The organism is Aerococcus sanguinicola, assembly GCF_001543145.1.
Lineage (GTDB): Bacteria > Bacillota > Bacilli > Lactobacillales > Aerococcaceae > Aerococcus > Aerococcus sanguinicola.
In genome coordinates this window covers 1,489,684-1,503,979 of the sequence record NZ_CP014160.1, presented here as the reverse complement: position 1 = coordinate 1,503,979, position 14,296 = coordinate 1,489,684, and the positions used below count along the sequence as shown (strand labels likewise).

At 47.6% G+C, this 14,296-nt stretch carries 7 protein-coding genes, 14 tRNA genes and 3 rRNA genes; 1 reads left to right on the top strand and 23 read right to left on the bottom strand.

The genetic code is table 11. The features are described from left to right. Positions 1–71: 71 nt before the first annotated feature. The gene (gene trmL, locus AWM72_RS06720; protein WP_067975178.1) at positions 72–584 is read right to left on the bottom strand and encodes a tRNA (uridine(34)/cytosine(34)/5-carboxymethylaminomethyluridine(34)-2'-O)-methyltransferase TrmL; all 513 of its coding nucleotides are present in this window, start codon (positions 582–584) and stop codon (positions 72–74) included. Beyond that, complete coding sequence (gene queG, locus AWM72_RS06715; RefSeq protein ID WP_083272368.1) at positions 581–1,780, bottom strand: tRNA epoxyqueuosine(34) reductase QueG; 1,200 nt, start codon at positions 1,778–1,780, stop codon at positions 581–583. Before queG ends, trmL begins: the two co-directional genes overlap by 4 nt. A gap of 235 nt (positions 1,781–2,015) precedes the next feature. On the opposite strand from queG, the gene AWM72_RS06710 reads away from it, so the two are divergent. Then, positions 2,016–2,597, top strand: a complete 582-nt coding sequence (locus AWM72_RS06710) for a xanthine phosphoribosyltransferase (protein WP_067975167.1) — start codon at positions 2,016–2,018, stop codon at positions 2,595–2,597. Positions 2,598–2,672: 75 nt separating this feature from the next. On the opposite strand, the gene AWM72_RS06705 is transcribed toward AWM72_RS06710, so the two are convergent. The 21 genes from AWM72_RS06705 to AWM72_RS06600 all read right to left on the bottom strand — a co-directional run bounded on the left by AWM72_RS06705 (position 2,673) and on the right by AWM72_RS06600 (position 14,274). Continuing rightward, the gene (locus tag AWM72_RS06705; RefSeq protein WP_067975164.1) at positions 2,673–3,629 is read right to left on the bottom strand and encodes an NAD(P)-dependent oxidoreductase; all 957 of its coding nucleotides are present in this window, start codon (positions 3,627–3,629) and stop codon (positions 2,673–2,675) included. A gap of 479 nt (positions 3,630–4,108) precedes the next feature. After that, positions 4,109–5,503: a L,D-transpeptidase family protein gene (locus tag AWM72_RS06700; RefSeq protein WP_067975161.1), complete on the bottom strand. Its 1,395-nt coding sequence runs from the start codon at positions 5,501–5,503 to the stop codon at positions 4,109–4,111. Between the two features lie 414 nt (positions 5,504–5,917). Next, positions 5,918–6,661 (bottom strand): beta/alpha barrel domain-containing protein, encoded by a 744-nt coding sequence (locus AWM72_RS06690; protein ID WP_067975157.1) that lies wholly within the window; start codon positions 6,659–6,661, stop codon positions 5,918–5,920. A 201-nt stretch (positions 6,662–6,862) separates the two neighbouring features. Beyond that, positions 6,863–6,948: transfer RNA gene (locus AWM72_RS06685), tRNA-Leu, on the bottom strand. Between the two features lie 21 nt (positions 6,949–6,969). Then, positions 6,970–7,040, bottom strand: a tRNA-Cys gene (locus AWM72_RS06680). 18 nt (positions 7,041–7,058) lie between these two features. Then, a tRNA-Gln gene (locus AWM72_RS06675) sits at positions 7,059–7,130 on the bottom strand. Between the two features lie 8 nt (positions 7,131–7,138). Then, positions 7,139–7,211: transfer RNA gene (locus tag AWM72_RS06670), tRNA-His, on the bottom strand. 19 nt (positions 7,212–7,230) lie between these two features. Then, a tRNA-Trp gene (locus AWM72_RS06665) sits at positions 7,231–7,301 on the bottom strand. A 39-nt stretch (positions 7,302–7,340) separates the two neighbouring features. After that, a tRNA-Tyr gene (locus tag AWM72_RS06660) sits at positions 7,341–7,421 on the bottom strand. A 4-nt stretch (positions 7,422–7,425) separates the two neighbouring features. Beyond that, positions 7,426–7,498 (bottom strand) — tRNA-Phe (locus AWM72_RS06655). A gap of 17 nt (positions 7,499–7,515) precedes the next feature. Then, a tRNA-Asp gene (locus tag AWM72_RS06650) sits at positions 7,516–7,588 on the bottom strand. Positions 7,589–7,611: 23 nt separating this feature from the next. Further along, a tRNA-Val gene (locus AWM72_RS06645) sits at positions 7,612–7,684 on the bottom strand. Between the two features lie 20 nt (positions 7,685–7,704). Continuing rightward, positions 7,705–7,776: transfer RNA gene (locus AWM72_RS06640), tRNA-Glu, on the bottom strand. A gap of 24 nt (positions 7,777–7,800) precedes the next feature. Beyond that, positions 7,801–7,887: transfer RNA gene (locus AWM72_RS06635), tRNA-Ser, on the bottom strand. A gap of 33 nt (positions 7,888–7,920) precedes the next feature. Beyond that, a tRNA-Asn gene (locus AWM72_RS06630) sits at positions 7,921–7,994 on the bottom strand. Positions 7,995–8,004: 10 nt separating this feature from the next. Next, positions 8,005–8,120: ribosomal RNA gene (gene rrf, locus AWM72_RS06625) — 5S ribosomal RNA — on the bottom strand. An 84-nt stretch (positions 8,121–8,204) separates the two neighbouring features. Further along, a 23S ribosomal RNA gene (locus AWM72_RS06620) occupies positions 8,205–11,110 on the bottom strand. A gap of 172 nt (positions 11,111–11,282) precedes the next feature. Next, positions 11,283–11,355: transfer RNA gene (locus AWM72_RS06615), tRNA-Ala, on the bottom strand. 22 nt (positions 11,356–11,377) lie between these two features. Next, a tRNA-Ile gene (locus AWM72_RS06610) sits at positions 11,378–11,451 on the bottom strand. A 78-nt stretch (positions 11,452–11,529) separates the two neighbouring features. Beyond that, a 16S ribosomal RNA gene (locus AWM72_RS06605) occupies positions 11,530–13,079 on the bottom strand. The 16S, 23S and 5S rRNA genes sit together here with 14 tRNA genes alongside, the layout of an rRNA operon. Before the next feature lie 400 nt (positions 13,080–13,479). Beyond that, on the bottom strand, positions 13,480–14,274 hold the full coding sequence (locus AWM72_RS06600) for a hypothetical protein (RefSeq protein WP_067975154.1): 795 nt from the start codon (positions 14,272–14,274) through the stop codon (positions 13,480–13,482). Positions 14,275–14,296 lie beyond the last annotated feature (22 nt).

Here is a 14,296-nt window from a genome sequence, read left to right as displayed (position 1 = left end):
ACTCTCCTATTTTCCCATGTTGGGCTTGGAATTGCAATTTCTGCTGGGGAACTTAAACGAAACTTATCCTCCTAGTCCAGCTTATCATGGTCGTAATGGTGGCTCTTCTCCAGCTGGTTGAAGTCTTGCTGGCGGAGCACTTCGTAGATCACAATGGCGGCACAATTCGACAGGTTCAGAGCACGAACATGGGTATCATCCATGGGCAGGCGTAAACATTGAGCCTCGTGGTCGCGCATGAAGTCTTCAGGAAGGCCTGTTGTTTCCTTACCAAACATCAAGAAGAGGTCCTCATCCGCTTGCTGGCGGTAGTCAACCTCTGTATAGGTATGGTGGGCAAACTTAGTGATTAAGTAGAGCTTGCGGTCTCCTAAATAAGCCATAAAATGCTCTAAATCCTTGTGCAAGGTCACATCCACACTGTGCCAATAATCCAGACCCGCCCGCTTGAGGTGCTTGTCATCCAAGGAAAAGCCCAGGGGTTCGATGAGATGCAGGTGGGTGTCAGTCGCAGCACAGGTCCGAGCAATATTGCCGGTGTTTGGTGGAATCAGGGGTTCGTATAATACAATATGGTTGGTCATCTTGATCGCTTCCTTTGTCTTTTATTTCTTTTCTTTTTGAGTCTTTCAACGGCTTGGCTGAATTCAACCACTGTCTCTTGGTCAGGGGATGGCTGAGCCTGCTCAGCCTCCAGCCGCTCTTCCATGAAGCTCAGCAGTTCTGGGTTAAAATGCCGCTCGATGATGCTGACCGCATAGGCGGCTGTTCCTCGGATCATGGGTCGGGGGTCTTTCTCAATCAATTCCAGTAAGAGTGGAATCGACGACCGGTCCCGGTAATTAGCTAAGGCTAAGATGGCATTGCGCTGGAGAGGTTTCTTCCCCCGCCAAGCTCCTGCTAGGTGGCCAAACTTGTCCTTAAATTCCCGGTTGGACATGGTCAGCATGGGTTGGAGCAAGGGCTCTACTTCTTCGCGCTCGGGCTCCATGGCCCCATGGTAATGGCTGTCCACATTCTGATTGTAAGGACAAACCTGCTGGCAGATGTCGCAGCCATAGATTTGATGGCCCACTTGACGCCTGAATTCTTGGGGAATATAGCCCTTGGTCTGGGTGAGATAGGAAACACAGACCTTGGCATTCATCTTGCCATCCCCGATCAAGGCCCCTGTCGGACAGAAATCCAAACACCGGGTGCAGTCCCCACAAGCATTGGCCTTGGGCGTATCCGGCACCAAGGGCAGGTTGGTAATAATCTCGCCCAGGTAGATAAAAGAGCCAAATTTTTCATTAATGATCAGACCATTGCGGCCGATAAAACCGATGCCTGCCCGCTGAGCTACCGCGACATCAGGCAGCTCTCCCGTATCGACCATGGTTTTGGTCTCGATATCAGGATAAAGCCCTTCTAAACGCTGGACCAAATCGCTAGCCGCCCGGTGGAGGATACTGTGATAGTCTTCCCCCCAACTGGCGCGAGCAAATTGTCCCCGCCGTTCACCGCGGCTATGCTCCTTAGGGTAGAGGGGCTTATTGGGATAGGCCATAGCAAAACTAATAATCGAAGCAGCCCCTTCCATCAAGGCTTTAGGGTAGAGGCGTTCCTCAATCACCGGGTGTTCAAAGCCCGTGGTCCGCCCTTCTTCCTTAGCTTCTACCAGGGACTGGCGGATATGGGTGAAATCATCGGCAGTGGTAAAGCCGACAAGATTCATGCCGACTTCATCTAAAGCCAGCCGGCGAATTTTTTCGGTTTCAACTTGCCAATCCATTGCCATTTGTCCTCCTCCCTTCTAAATGAGCTTGCTGATCTTTACAATTATAATCGATTCCCTATATTTTGCAATCTAACCCAGGTCTGATTTTCATGAGAATTCGCTAAAAATTTGCGACAATTTGATAAAAGATCGATTTTTTTACCTTTTTGGGGGGGCTTTGTGCTATGATAGAGTAACACTTAATGTCCATACAGGCAATCGATTCAATAAATTATTTATGAGGGGAGTTCTGAAAGTGAATATTTTACAGCAACGAATTATTGATGATGGCGAGGTTTTTCCAAATAATGTCTTGAAGGTTGATTCCTTCTTAAACCATCAAATTGACCCACACATCATGTACAGCATCGCCAATGACTTCTACCAACACTTCAAGAGCGCAGGCATCACGAAGATCCTAACCATCGAAGCCTCCGGTATTGCACCCGCTATCTTTGTGGCACAGAAGTTTGATGTACCGATGCTCTTTGCTAAGAAAAAAGAACCTTCTACCCTACAAAACCAAGAAGTCTATACTGAATTAGTCCATAGTTATACGAAAAACACGGACAGCAATATTATTGTTTCCAAACAGTTCCTCAATGCAGATGATAAGGTCCTGGTTGTGGATGACTTCCTTGCTAACGGCGAAGCGGCCATGGGCTTGATCTCCATCGCTGAACAAGCAGGAGCAGATGTCGCCGGTGTCGCTATCTGTATCGAAAAATCTTTCCAAAATGGTCGCCAACGCATCCTAGACCATGGCTACGAAGTTTACTCTGCTGCCCGCATCGCTTCCCTTGAAAACAACCAAGTTCGCTTTAATGACGGGCATTAATCTCGGTTCTTTAACGAAAATAAATACAAAGAGGCTGGAATAAAAGCTCCAGCCTCTTTTTTGCATTCTTTTCTCTTATTTAATTAAATTCTGTGGCTGTCCTTCCGCAAAGGCTAAGGCATTCTCAAAAGCGGTGTTCGCCCGGAGAACCATGGCTTCATCGGTCAGATAGCCGATATGCGGAGTTAGGATGGTATTCTTCGCTGACAACAAGGGCTCATCTTCATTAAGTGGTGGCTCTTGGTCGAAAACATCAATACCTGCCCCGGCAATGGCTTCCTCATTTAGCGCGTCTGCCAGTGCCTGGCTGTCCACGATCGGTCCTCTTGCCACATTGATCAGGGTGGCCTCCTTCTTCATTTTACCGATCATTTCTTTAGAGATGAGGCCCTCTGTTTCAGGAGTAGCTGGCAGGTGGATGGAAATAATATCGGATTCCGCCATGACTTCCTCTAAGCTGGCATAGCGCATGCCCAAAGCCTTTGCTTCTTCCTTCTCTGAACGATTATAGCCCATAAGCTCAGCCCCTAAAGCGTGGTAGAGCTTAGCCGTTGCTAGACCAATAGCCCCCGTCCCAATAATGCCTACCTTCGCTTGGCTAATTTCCCGTCCTTGGATAGGGCCTGGAAAATCAGTCGTTTTGCGGGCATCCTGGTTACTGGCTGGCAGCTGGCGGAAGAGCGATAAGGCAAGACCAAGAGACAATTCCGCAACAGCCTGGTTGGCATAGCCAGACGCATTACAAATGGCAATTCCCTTGTTAGCTGCTGCCTCTTGGTCGACATGGTCCACCCCTGTAAAGGCCACATCAATCAACTGTGTCTGGTCTAATTGCTCAATCACTTCTGCCGGATAAGGGGTGTTGCCGATAATGACAATATCAGCATCCTGGCTACGGGCGAGGAGTTCATCTGGATCCGTGGTCCGGTCTTTATAATAAGTAAAGTCATGCCCCGCTTCTTTCAGCTTTTGAGCGAGTTCTTCGATATAAGTGTCATCAACTCTTAAATTTTCAAGTAAATTAATCTTCATAAGGGCCTCCTTCGTAACTTCTTCACTTGCTTATTCTGCTTCCATTATAACCAAAAAATCCCATTAAAAAAAGCCAACCCCCTTGAGTTGGCTTTAATGGATTCTTAGTGTATCCGATTGATGAGCAGCTTGTGGCTTTGAAGAAGAGCTGACCGCCAGCCCTCACAGCCTAGTTGGGTTCAGGCTAGCAGAAATAGGTCTTCTTCACAAAGAGGGCTATTCTCCCACTAGCTTTCACACCCTAGTCGGGTTCGCAAAGACAGAAAGGAAGTGACTTCAGCATAAGGGAACGACCGGCTAAAGCCGCTCTTATCCCTTTTGCCTCCAGTCATTCCTTTCTAACCGTCTTCGCTCACACCCTTTTTAGTCGGGTTCAGGCTAGCAGAAATAGCTCCTCTTCACAAAGAGACGTCGAAGACTTGCAGTCTTCTCTGTCTCTTTGCTCCAGAGGTCTATTTCTCCCGCTAGCCTTCACACCCTTAATTAAATACGACGACTGGCATGCCGACGTGGACGAGGGAGTAGACGGTTGGCATGACGGAGGGTTGGACGTTGATGCAGCCGTTTGAGCCGTTTTGGTGGTACCAACCGCCGCCAAAGACGGGTTGCCAGTTGGCGTCGTGGATGCCTTGTCCGACATAGTCAAAGGGCACCCAATAGGATACAGGAGAGGCATACTTGTTACCTGTCTTTGGATCGTAGCCGCGGAGGACTGATGGTGACTGCATGTTGTTCACTGCGAAAGCCCCTGGATTAGTTGGGGTCATATCGTGACCAGATACGATATCCGTGCTCAATTGCAATTCGCCATTGAGATAGATGAACATCTTTTGGTTAATCATATCGACTTCCACATAGTCCTGACCAAAGAAGTTATCTTGCCCGTAACCGGAGCCAGCAATGGATGGTTCGATGACGGTATCTTTACCTTTTAAGGCTGCTTGGGCAACTTCATCAGCTGCTTTGGAGCGGTCGATATACCAGCCGTAAGTCCCTGGCTGAACTGTCACGACACCGGCCATGGTGGACTGGAAGTCATGAGAAGTTAAAAGACCAGAAATTTCTTGGTTTAAGCCTTGGAGATAGACGTTAACCTGGTCCATATCAACAGCGGGCTCCCCTTGGTCATCAATATACAACCAGCTAGCAATTTCTTCTTCAGGAATCTGGTGTTCCTTACCATCACCTTTAAGGACCAATTTTGACCCCTTAATATCATCGAGTTTTTTGATCTTAGATTGCAAGCTCGGATCGTCTTCCTTAAGGGTTGGTTGGATGTAAGCATCCGCTAAGTTAACCTGGTAGTTGCCGTTATCGATATTCTTATTGAACAAATCTTGCAAGGCATCTGCTGAAATTTGATTCCCTTGGACCGAGTCAACAACTGTGAAACCTTGGTCTGAAGAATTCTCCAAGCGAGCGTTTTCGGATTCTTTACGCTGGGAATTATCAATCCCTAATTGGTTCATAATCTTATCAATAGTTGCCCCATCCAAGTCTCCATCGACATACTTACCTTGAAGTTGACGGTCTGTAAAGAAGGCGAGCGGCCAAGCCCATTGATTTTGTTCATCGAGCATTTTTTTCAATGCGGTTTGGCTTTCAATCGGCAGTCCCAAACTATCGATTGGCAGTTGGGCAACTTCCTTGTCCCCTTCTTTCACATCAATAGTTTGACCCGCAATTTTTTCTGAAACTTTTTGGTCCGCTTCTTCTAAGCTCATATTTGAAACCGTCGTAGCGGAGACCTGAGTACGGGGAAGAAAATGCTGAGTATAATAGTAAGCTCCCCCACCATATAGTCCCAATACAACCACAAGGGCGATAGCTAGTCCCCACACTAGTCCCTTCGAAGACTCATTCTGCCTAGACATATATTTCCCTCCATTTTCTTCGATAAATAAAGGACCTCCTTTTAAGGATGTCCTCATGAATAAACTTTCAGTTATTTCTACACCTTATAGAATACACGATTTAGTGGGCTTTGTAAAACATATTAGACCTTCTGAATAATTTTTTAAACTTTTAACTTGCCTTTCCTAGCAATAAAGGTCATCATGAAAGAAAAGTAATTGAAAGGAAGTTTCCATGCCTCCACAGTCTAAATTTCAAGAATTTTTACTCATTCTGTCCAGTATTATATTAATGGTTACTGCGGTTTTTTCAGGTCTATATATCCTCAGCCTCCAACCCAGCCTGGTTGTTCGTCTACTAGTTTACCTGATGTTTCTTATTATTTTCCTCAGTGTTGGCCTCTCCATTTACTGGTTCGCCTTTCGCAAAAAATCCTAATCTTGGTCTTCTAAGTGTTGCTCATACTCGTTAAGAGTCATCCCATCATGACTTTCAATGAATTCTTCCCGTCTTTCCTTGCGGTAGACATCCATTTTCTTTTTGAAGAGCTCACCCGTCGTAGGCGGTGTCCAAGAAATGGCATTGGCCCCCGCCGCAATGACTTCGCGAATGCTGTCATCAGTCTTGCCCCCTGTCGCAATGATAGGAACATCTGGATAGCGTTCACGGATCCAGGCTACCAAATTAGGGGTATCCTTACCGCTCGCAACATTGAGAATATCCACACCTGCTTTGAGCCGGGCATCGATATCATTATAGGCAGATACAATCGTCGCGATAATGGGAGAATCAATGGTTCCCTCAATCATCTCGATAGTTTCAACCGGCATTGGGGCATTAACAACGACGCCCATAACTCCCTCTGCTTCTGCAAATAAAGCAATATCCGCGCTGCGCTTACCGCTAGTTAAGCCGCCACCAACGCCTGCAAAGACTGGGGCTGTGCTGACAGTTGAGATGGCTGAGACAATAGATGGATGCGGCGTTTGCGGATAAACAGCCAGAATCGCATCTGCATTGCTATAGCAAATTGTCGCAACATCCGTTGAAAAGAGAAAGGATTTTAAGCGACGCCCATAGATCCGGATACCAGAAGCGTCACGAATCACATCAGGAACTTTGAGGGTATCTTTTCTTAAAGCCGAGCTCACACTCGGTGTTTTTTTGGGTGTTTTCACGTCTAATAGCTCCTTTTTTTAAATTCAGCTATATTTTATCATCTTTTAGAAGGCAAAGAAAACCATTTTGACTAGTAAAATAAAAGGATATTCTTTGATTCTTTTTGATTTTTCTAAAACAAAGAACATCCTAGAAACATTGATTTAACAATATTTCTAGGATGTTCTAAAATTCTTTGACGCTCTTATTTGAGCTTAGAATGCCGACGGTGGGGGTCGAACCCACACGTCCGGTAAAGGACATTGGATTTTGAGTCCAACGCGTCTGCCAATTCCGCCACGTCGGCATATCGTATGAAGGCAAAGAAAGGCGGTAGTCGGATTTGAACCGGCGATCAAGGTTTTGCAGACCCATGCCTTACCACTTGGCTATACCGCCATACTTTAAAATATAAAACTGGGGTAGCTGGATTCGAACCAACGCATAACAGAGTCAAAGTCTGTTGCCTTACCACTTGGCGATACCCCAATAATAAGGGCGAATGAGGGGAATCGAACCCCCGAGTGTCGGAGCCACAATCCGATGCGTTAACCACTTCGCCACATCCGCCATATTAAAATGGATAAAACAGGGACAGTAGGAATCGAACCCACATTGACGGTTTTGGAGACCGTAGTTCTACCGTTAAACTATGTCCCTATTCAATTAAATCCCTGACAACCTTTAAAAAGATTGTAATGGTGGGAATAGGATTCGAACCTATGAACCCGAAGGAGCGGATTTACAGTCCGCCGCGTTTAGCCACTTCGCTATCCCACCAGAGTGGTCCAAGACAGAGTCGAACTGCCGACACCTTGAGCTTCAATCAAGTGCTCTACCAACTGAGCTATTGGACCTTTTTTTAAAAGTTGTACGGTCCCGACGGGAATTGAACCCGCGATCTCCTGCGTGACAGGCAGGCGTGATAACCCCTACACCACGGGACCCTAGTAGCTTAATAAACTACTTATGGAGAATGAGGGGTTCGAACCCCCGACATCCTGCTTGTAAGGCAGACGCTCTCCCAGCTGAGCTAATTCTCCGGTGTATTGACAACTTTTAATGACCCGTACGGGATTCGAACCCGTGTTACCGCCGTGAAAGGGCGGTGTCTTAACCGCTTGACCAACGGGCCAATACACTTAATATTTAAATGTTACGGAGAGTAAGGGATTCGAACCCTTGAAACAGTTTCCCGTTTACATGATTTCCAATCATGCTCCTTCGGCCTCTCGGACAACTCTCCAGGCTGGATTGCAGGATTATCCTCACTCACCAACTCCGCAAGTAGGACTCGAACCTACGACATCTTGATTAACAGTCAAGCGCTACTACCAACTGAGCTATTGCGGAATAATGAACTGCGCGGCAGCGTCCTAGTCTCACAGGGGGCAACCCCCAACTACATTCGGCGCTAAGAAGCTTAACTGCTGTGTTCGGCATGGGAACAGGTGTGACCTTCTTGCCATTACCACCGCACAATTTCTATTTAGTTGAGAAAAGCTTGTTCTCTCAAAACTGAATCTGCTCGTAATGACCCAACCACTCATACAATCTTATCCTTTGGATAAGTCCTCGACCGATTAGTACTGGTCCGCTCCATATATCGCTATACTTCCACTTCCAGCCTATCTACCTGATCATCTCTCAGGGGTCTTACTACTTTAAAAGTATGGGAAATCTCATCTCGAGGGGGCTTCACGCTTAGATGCTTTCAGCGCTTATCCCTGCCGCACATAGCTACCCAGCTCTGCTCCTGGTGGAACAACTGGTACACCAGCGGTGCGTCCATCCCGGTCCTCTCGTACTAAGGACAGCTCCTCTCAAATTTCCAACGCCCGCGACGGATAGGGACCGAACTGTCTCACGACGTTCTGAACCCAGCTCGCGTACCGCTTTAATGGGCGAACAGCCCAACCCTTGGGACCGACTTCAGCCCCAGGATGCGATGAGCCGACATCGAGGTGCCAAACCTCCCCGTCGATGTGAACTCTTGGGGGAGATAAGCCTGTTATCCCCAGGGTAGCTTTTATCCGTTGAGCGATGGCCCTTCCATGCGGAACCACCGGATCACTAAGCCCGACTTTCGTCCCTGCTCGACTTGTAGGTCTCGCAGTCAAGCTCCCTTCTGCCTTTACACTCTGCGAATGATTTCCAACCATTCTGAGGGAACCTTTGGGCGCCTCCGTTACACTTTAGGAGGCGACCGCCCCAGTCAAACTGCCCGACTGACACTGTCTCCCGACCAGATCTATGGTCGCGGGTTAGAGTGGTCATGTCACAAGGGTAGTATCCCACTTGTGCCTCCACCGAGACTAGCGTCCCGGTTTCAATGGCTCCTACCTATCCTGTACATGTCACACAAACACTCAATATCAACCTGCAGTGAAGCTCCATGGGGTCTTTCCGTCCTGTCGCGGGTAACCAGCATCTTCACTGGTACTACAATTTCACCGAGTCTCTCGTTGAGACAGTGCCCAAATCGTTACGCCTTTCGTGCGGGTCAGAACTTACCTGACAAGGAATTTCGCTACCTTAGGACCGTTATAGTTACGGCCGCCGTTTACTGGGGCTTCAATTCAGAGCTTCGCATACGCTAACCCTTCCTCTTAACCTTCCAGCACCGGGCAGGCGTCAGCCTCTATACGTCATCTTTCGATTTGGCAGAGACCTATGTTTTTGATAAACAGTCGCTTGGGCCTATTCACTGCGGCTGGCCTTGCGGCCAGCACCCCTTCTCCCGAAGTTACGGGGTCATTTTGCCGAGTTCCTTAACGAGAGTTCGCTCGCTCACCTTAGGATTCTCTCCTCAACTACCTGTGTCGGTTTGCGGTACGGGTTGTCTGATTCTCACTAGAAACTTTTCTTGACAGTGTGACATCAGCAGCTTCGGTACTAAACTTCCCTCCCCGTCACAACTCATCCTTAGGATGTTAAGCCTTTTACTCAACATCAGACTTGTTGCTTGGACGCGTCTTTCCATCTCCGCGCTCTGCTTAGCCTCCTGTGTCCTTCCATTGCTCAAACAAATCAGACAAGTACAGGAATCTCAACCTGTTGGCCATCGCCTACACCTTTCGGTCTCGGCTTAGGTCCCGACTAACCCTGGGAGGACGAGCCTTCCCCAGGAAACCTTAGTTATTCGGTGGACGGGATTCTCACCCGTCTTTCGCTACTCATACCGGCATTCTCACTTCTAAGCACTCCACATGTCCTCACGATCATGCTTCGCCGTCCTTAGAACGCTCTCCTACCATGTCCTTAGACATCCACAGCTTCGGTGTTCAGTTTAGCCCCGGTACATTTTCGGCGCAGGGTCACTCGACTAGTGAGCTATTACGCACTCTTTGAATGATGGCTGCTTCTAAGCCAACATCCTAGTTGTCTGTGCAACCCCACATCCTTTTCCACTTAACTGAAACTTTGGGACCTTAGCTGGTGGTCTGGGCTGTTTCCCTTTCCACTACGGATCTTATCACTCGCAGTGTGACTCCCGGATTAAAATATTTGGCATTCGGAGTTTATCAGTTTTCGGTAATCCTTGTTGGACCCCTAGAACAAACAGTGCTCTACCTCCAATATTCATCATCCGAGGCTAGCCCTAAAGCTATTTCGGAGAGAACCAGCTATCTCCAGGTTCGATTGGAATTTCACCGCTACCCACACCTCATCCCCGCCTTTTTCAACAGACGTGGGTTCGGCCCTCCAGTGCGTTTTACCGCACCTTCAGCCTGGACATGGGTAGATCACCTGGTTTCGGGTCTACGACAACATACTCAACGCCCACTTCAGACTTGCTTTCGCTGTGGCTCCGACTCTTCGTCTTAACCTTGCATGCTATCGTAACTCGCCGGTCCGTTCTACAAAAAGTACGCCATCACCCATTAACGGGCTCTGACTGCTTGTAGGCATACGGTTTCAGGTACTCTTTCACTCCCCTCCCGGGGTGCTTTTCACCTTTCCCTCACGGTACTGGTTCACTATCGGTCACTAGGTAGTATTTAGCCTTGCCGGATGGTCCCGGCGGATTCCGACGGAATTTCACGTGGTCCGTCGTACTCAGGATACTGGTAATGTTAGTTGGGTTTTCGTCTACAGGATTCTCACCTTCTCTGATTGGCCTTCCCATGCCATTCGACTAACCCGCCTAAATCATAGGTCCCAGTCCTACAACCCCAAAGAGCAAGCTCTTTGGTTTGGGCTCTTTCCGTTTCGCTCGCCGCTACTCAGGAAATCGATTTTTCTTTCTCTTCCTACAGGTACTGAGATGTTTCAGTTCCCTGCGTCTACCTCTAACAAGCTATGTATTCACTTGAAAGTCATCATCGATCAAGATGATGGGGTTCCCCCATTCGGAAATCTCCGGATCAAAGCTTACTTACAGCTCCCCGAAGCATATCGGTGTTCGTCCCGTCCTTCATCGGCTCCTAGTGCCAAGGCATTCACCGTACGCCCTTATTCACTTAACCGTTGGTTAAGTTGTATGATGTGCGAAAAGTTTAATTAAACTCTTTCGGTTTTTTACTCTTGGTAAAATTGGTTTATATCCTTAACCGCTTCCTGGTGGTCGCAGCTAAAAATATGGTTATTACTTGCAGTATTCAGTTTTCAAAGAACAAGTTGCAACCGCATTGGTTGCTATGGAGAATAGCGGGATCGAACCGCTGACCTCCTGCGTGCAAAGCAGGCGCTCTCCCAGCTGAGCTAATCCCCCATAGGATTTTTTATTTAATTAATGGGCCTGAATGGATTCGAACCATCGACCTCACCCTTATCAGGGGTGCGCTCTAACCAACTGAGCTACAGGCCCGGTTACTTTCCATTTCGCTTGAGATAGGCCTCTCAAAACTGAACAAAGTGACGATTGTGTATTCCGTTATATCCTTAGAAAGGAGGTGATCCAGCCGCACCTTCCGATACGGCTACCTTGTTACGACTTCACCCCAATCATCTGTCCCACCTTCGGCGGCTGGCTCCAAAAGGTTACCTCACCGACTTCGGGTGTTACAAACTCTCGTGGTGTGACGGGCGGTGTGTACAAGACCCGGGAACGTATTCACCGCGGCGTGCTGATCCGCGATTACTAGCGATTCCGGCTTCATGCAGGCGAGTTGCAGCCTGCAATCCGAACTGAGAATGGCTTTAAGGGATTCGCTGACTCTCGCGAGTTCGCAGCCCGTTGTACCATCCATTGTAGCACGTGTGTAGCCCAAGTCATAAGGGGCATGATGATTTGACGTCATCCCCGCCTTCCTCCGGTTTGTCACCGGCAGTCTCGCTAGAGTGCCCAACTAAATGCTGGCAACTAACAATAAGGGTTGCGCTCGTTGCGGGACTTAACCCAACATCTCACGACACGAGCTGACGACAACCATGCACCACCTGTCACTTTGTCCCCGAAGGGAAAGCTCTATCTCTAGAGTGGTCAAAGGATGTCAAGACTTGGTAAGGTTCTTCGCGTTGCTTCGAATTAAACCACATGCTCCACCGCTTGTGCGGGTCCCCGTCAATTCCTTTGAGTTTCAGCCTTGCGGCCGTACTCCCCAGGCGGAGTGCTTAATGCGTTAACTGCGGCACTGAAGGGCGGAAACCCTCCAACACCTAGCACTCATCGTTTACGGCGTGGACTACCAGGGTATCTAATCCTGTTTGCTACCCACGCTTTCGAGCCTCAGTGTCAGTTACAGACCAGAAAGTCGCCTTCGCCACTGGTGTTCTTCCATATATCTACGCATTCCACCGCTACACATGGAGTTCCACTTTCCTCTTCTGCACTCAAGTTTCCCAGTTTCCAATGACCCTCCACGGTTAAGCCGTGGGCTTTCACATCAGACTTAAGAAACCACCTGCGCTCCCTTTACGCCCAATAAATCCGGACAACGCTTGCCACCTACGTATTACCGCGGCTGCTGGCACGTAGTTAGCCGTGGCTTTCTGGTAAGATACCGTCAAGACTGTAGCAGTTACTCTACAATTTGTTCTTCTCTTACAACAGAGTTTTACGATCCGAAAACCTTCTTCACTCACGCGGCATTGCTCCGTCAGGCTTGCGCCCATTGCGGAAGATTCCCTACTGCTGCCTCCCGTAGGAGTCTGGGCCGTGTCTCAGTCCCAGTGTGGCCGATTACCCTCTCAGGTCGGCTATGCATCATGGCCTTGGTAAGCTTTTATCCCACCAACTAGCTAATGCACCGCAAGACCATCTATGAGTGACAGCAAAAGCCGTCTTTCCAATTTGTCAGATGCCTGACAAATTACTATGCGGTATTAGCACCCGTTTCCGGATGTTGTCCCCCGCTCATAGGTAGGTTCCTTACGTGTTACTCACCCGTCCGCCGCTAACGTCAGAAGTGCAAGCACTTCGTCGGTTCGCTCGACTTGCATGTATTAGGCATGCCGCCAGCGTTCGTCCTGAGCCAGGATCAAACTCTCATGAAAGATTCATGAGCTTTGATAAGCTCGTTATTGCTGACTTTTTATAGTTGTTTGCTCAACTATTTATTGTTTGAATTGTTGGTTCATCAACTCGAAGTTGATGCCCTACACAATTGGTTCGTCTTCTTTGTTCAGTTTTCAAAGGTCTATCTCGCCACCTCATCGAAGCGACTCATTAATAATATCATATCTCTCGAATGCGTGTCAAGCATTTTTTAAAAGTTTTTTTGTTCTTTCTAAAAAAATTAAACCCGTTCGAGAAGTACTCAACTATCATATCAACTTGTCTGTTTCTTGTCAACAAGTTTTTTTATTTTTTTCGTTTGCGTTTCGAGCGACTGGCGCTCTCTCAAACGACAAAAATTAGTTTACCAAGTATTCCTTCTTTTGTCAAAGACTTTTTCTATTTTTTTGCAATTAATTTGATTTGGCCCAACAAAAGCCCACTCGTAATGATAATAAAGCTCAGAGCTAAAAGACTTGGCTGTTGGGTGAAAAAGGCTGGTAGTAGGGTTAAAACTGAGCCTGGAAGTGCTGCTAAGGTCACTAAAGTAAAACAATCTTCAAAATTCATCAACTGGGGGAAAGAAACCCGGCGTCTCCGGTTGAGATATGTCGCTGTTAAAAAGCTATAGGCAAATACCAGAAAAACAAAGAAAATATGGCGGAAAGCTAGTAGAGTCACAAAGCGACTTTGGGCTTGTTCTTTCTCTTGAAAAGTTTCTAGGTCATCTAATAATTTATCCATACTTTGTGGAACTTGCCAATGACTAGGGTAGGCCCCCTGTCCCCCTTGCCCATCTTTTAGCCGGTAAAAATATTGGTCTGGTAAAAAAACAAAGTAAGCTTGGTCAGAGGCTTCAATCTCTCCTAGCTCTTCAGCACTAGGAAAATAGTAGAAGTGCAAGTCAGCAACTTGGTCTTGTCCTCTATGGTCCGTTTCTTCAAAATAACCAGCTGAAAAAGAATTAGCCGATAAATGTCGCGGTGTCTGACCAGTAAAATAGGGTTCAAGCTGGGTGAATTCTTGGCTCAAGTCTTGGTCCACTTTTCCCTGATAAGTATTGATAAAGGGCAGGCAAAGAATGATGGTAGCTAAAAGGAGCAAAAGAGATCCAGTAATAATGGACAAACGATGGCGAAAGGCTAAATACACTTTCGTCCAGTAACTGAGGGTGCTTTTGATTGCGCTCAACATTTGCTAGGCCTCCTTGGGATTT

Coding starts and splice junctions, on each gene's coding strand:
- trmL (WP_067975178.1), bottom strand. CDS start 584: ATGACCAACCATATTGTATTATACGAACCCCTGATTCCACCAAACACC.
- queG (WP_083272368.1), bottom strand. CDS start 1,780: ATGGCAATGGATTGGCAAGTTGAAACCGAAAAAATTCGCCGGCTGGCT.
- AWM72_RS06705 (WP_067975164.1), bottom strand. CDS start 3,629: ATGAAGATTAATTTACTTGAAAATTTAAGAGTTGATGACACTTATATC.
- AWM72_RS06700 (WP_067975161.1), bottom strand. CDS start 5,503: ATGTCTAGGCAGAATGAGTCTTCGAAGGGACTAGTGTGGGGACTAGCT.
- AWM72_RS06600 (WP_067975154.1), bottom strand. CDS start 14,274: ATGTTGAGCGCAATCAAAAGCACCCTCAGTTACTGGACGAAAGTGTAT.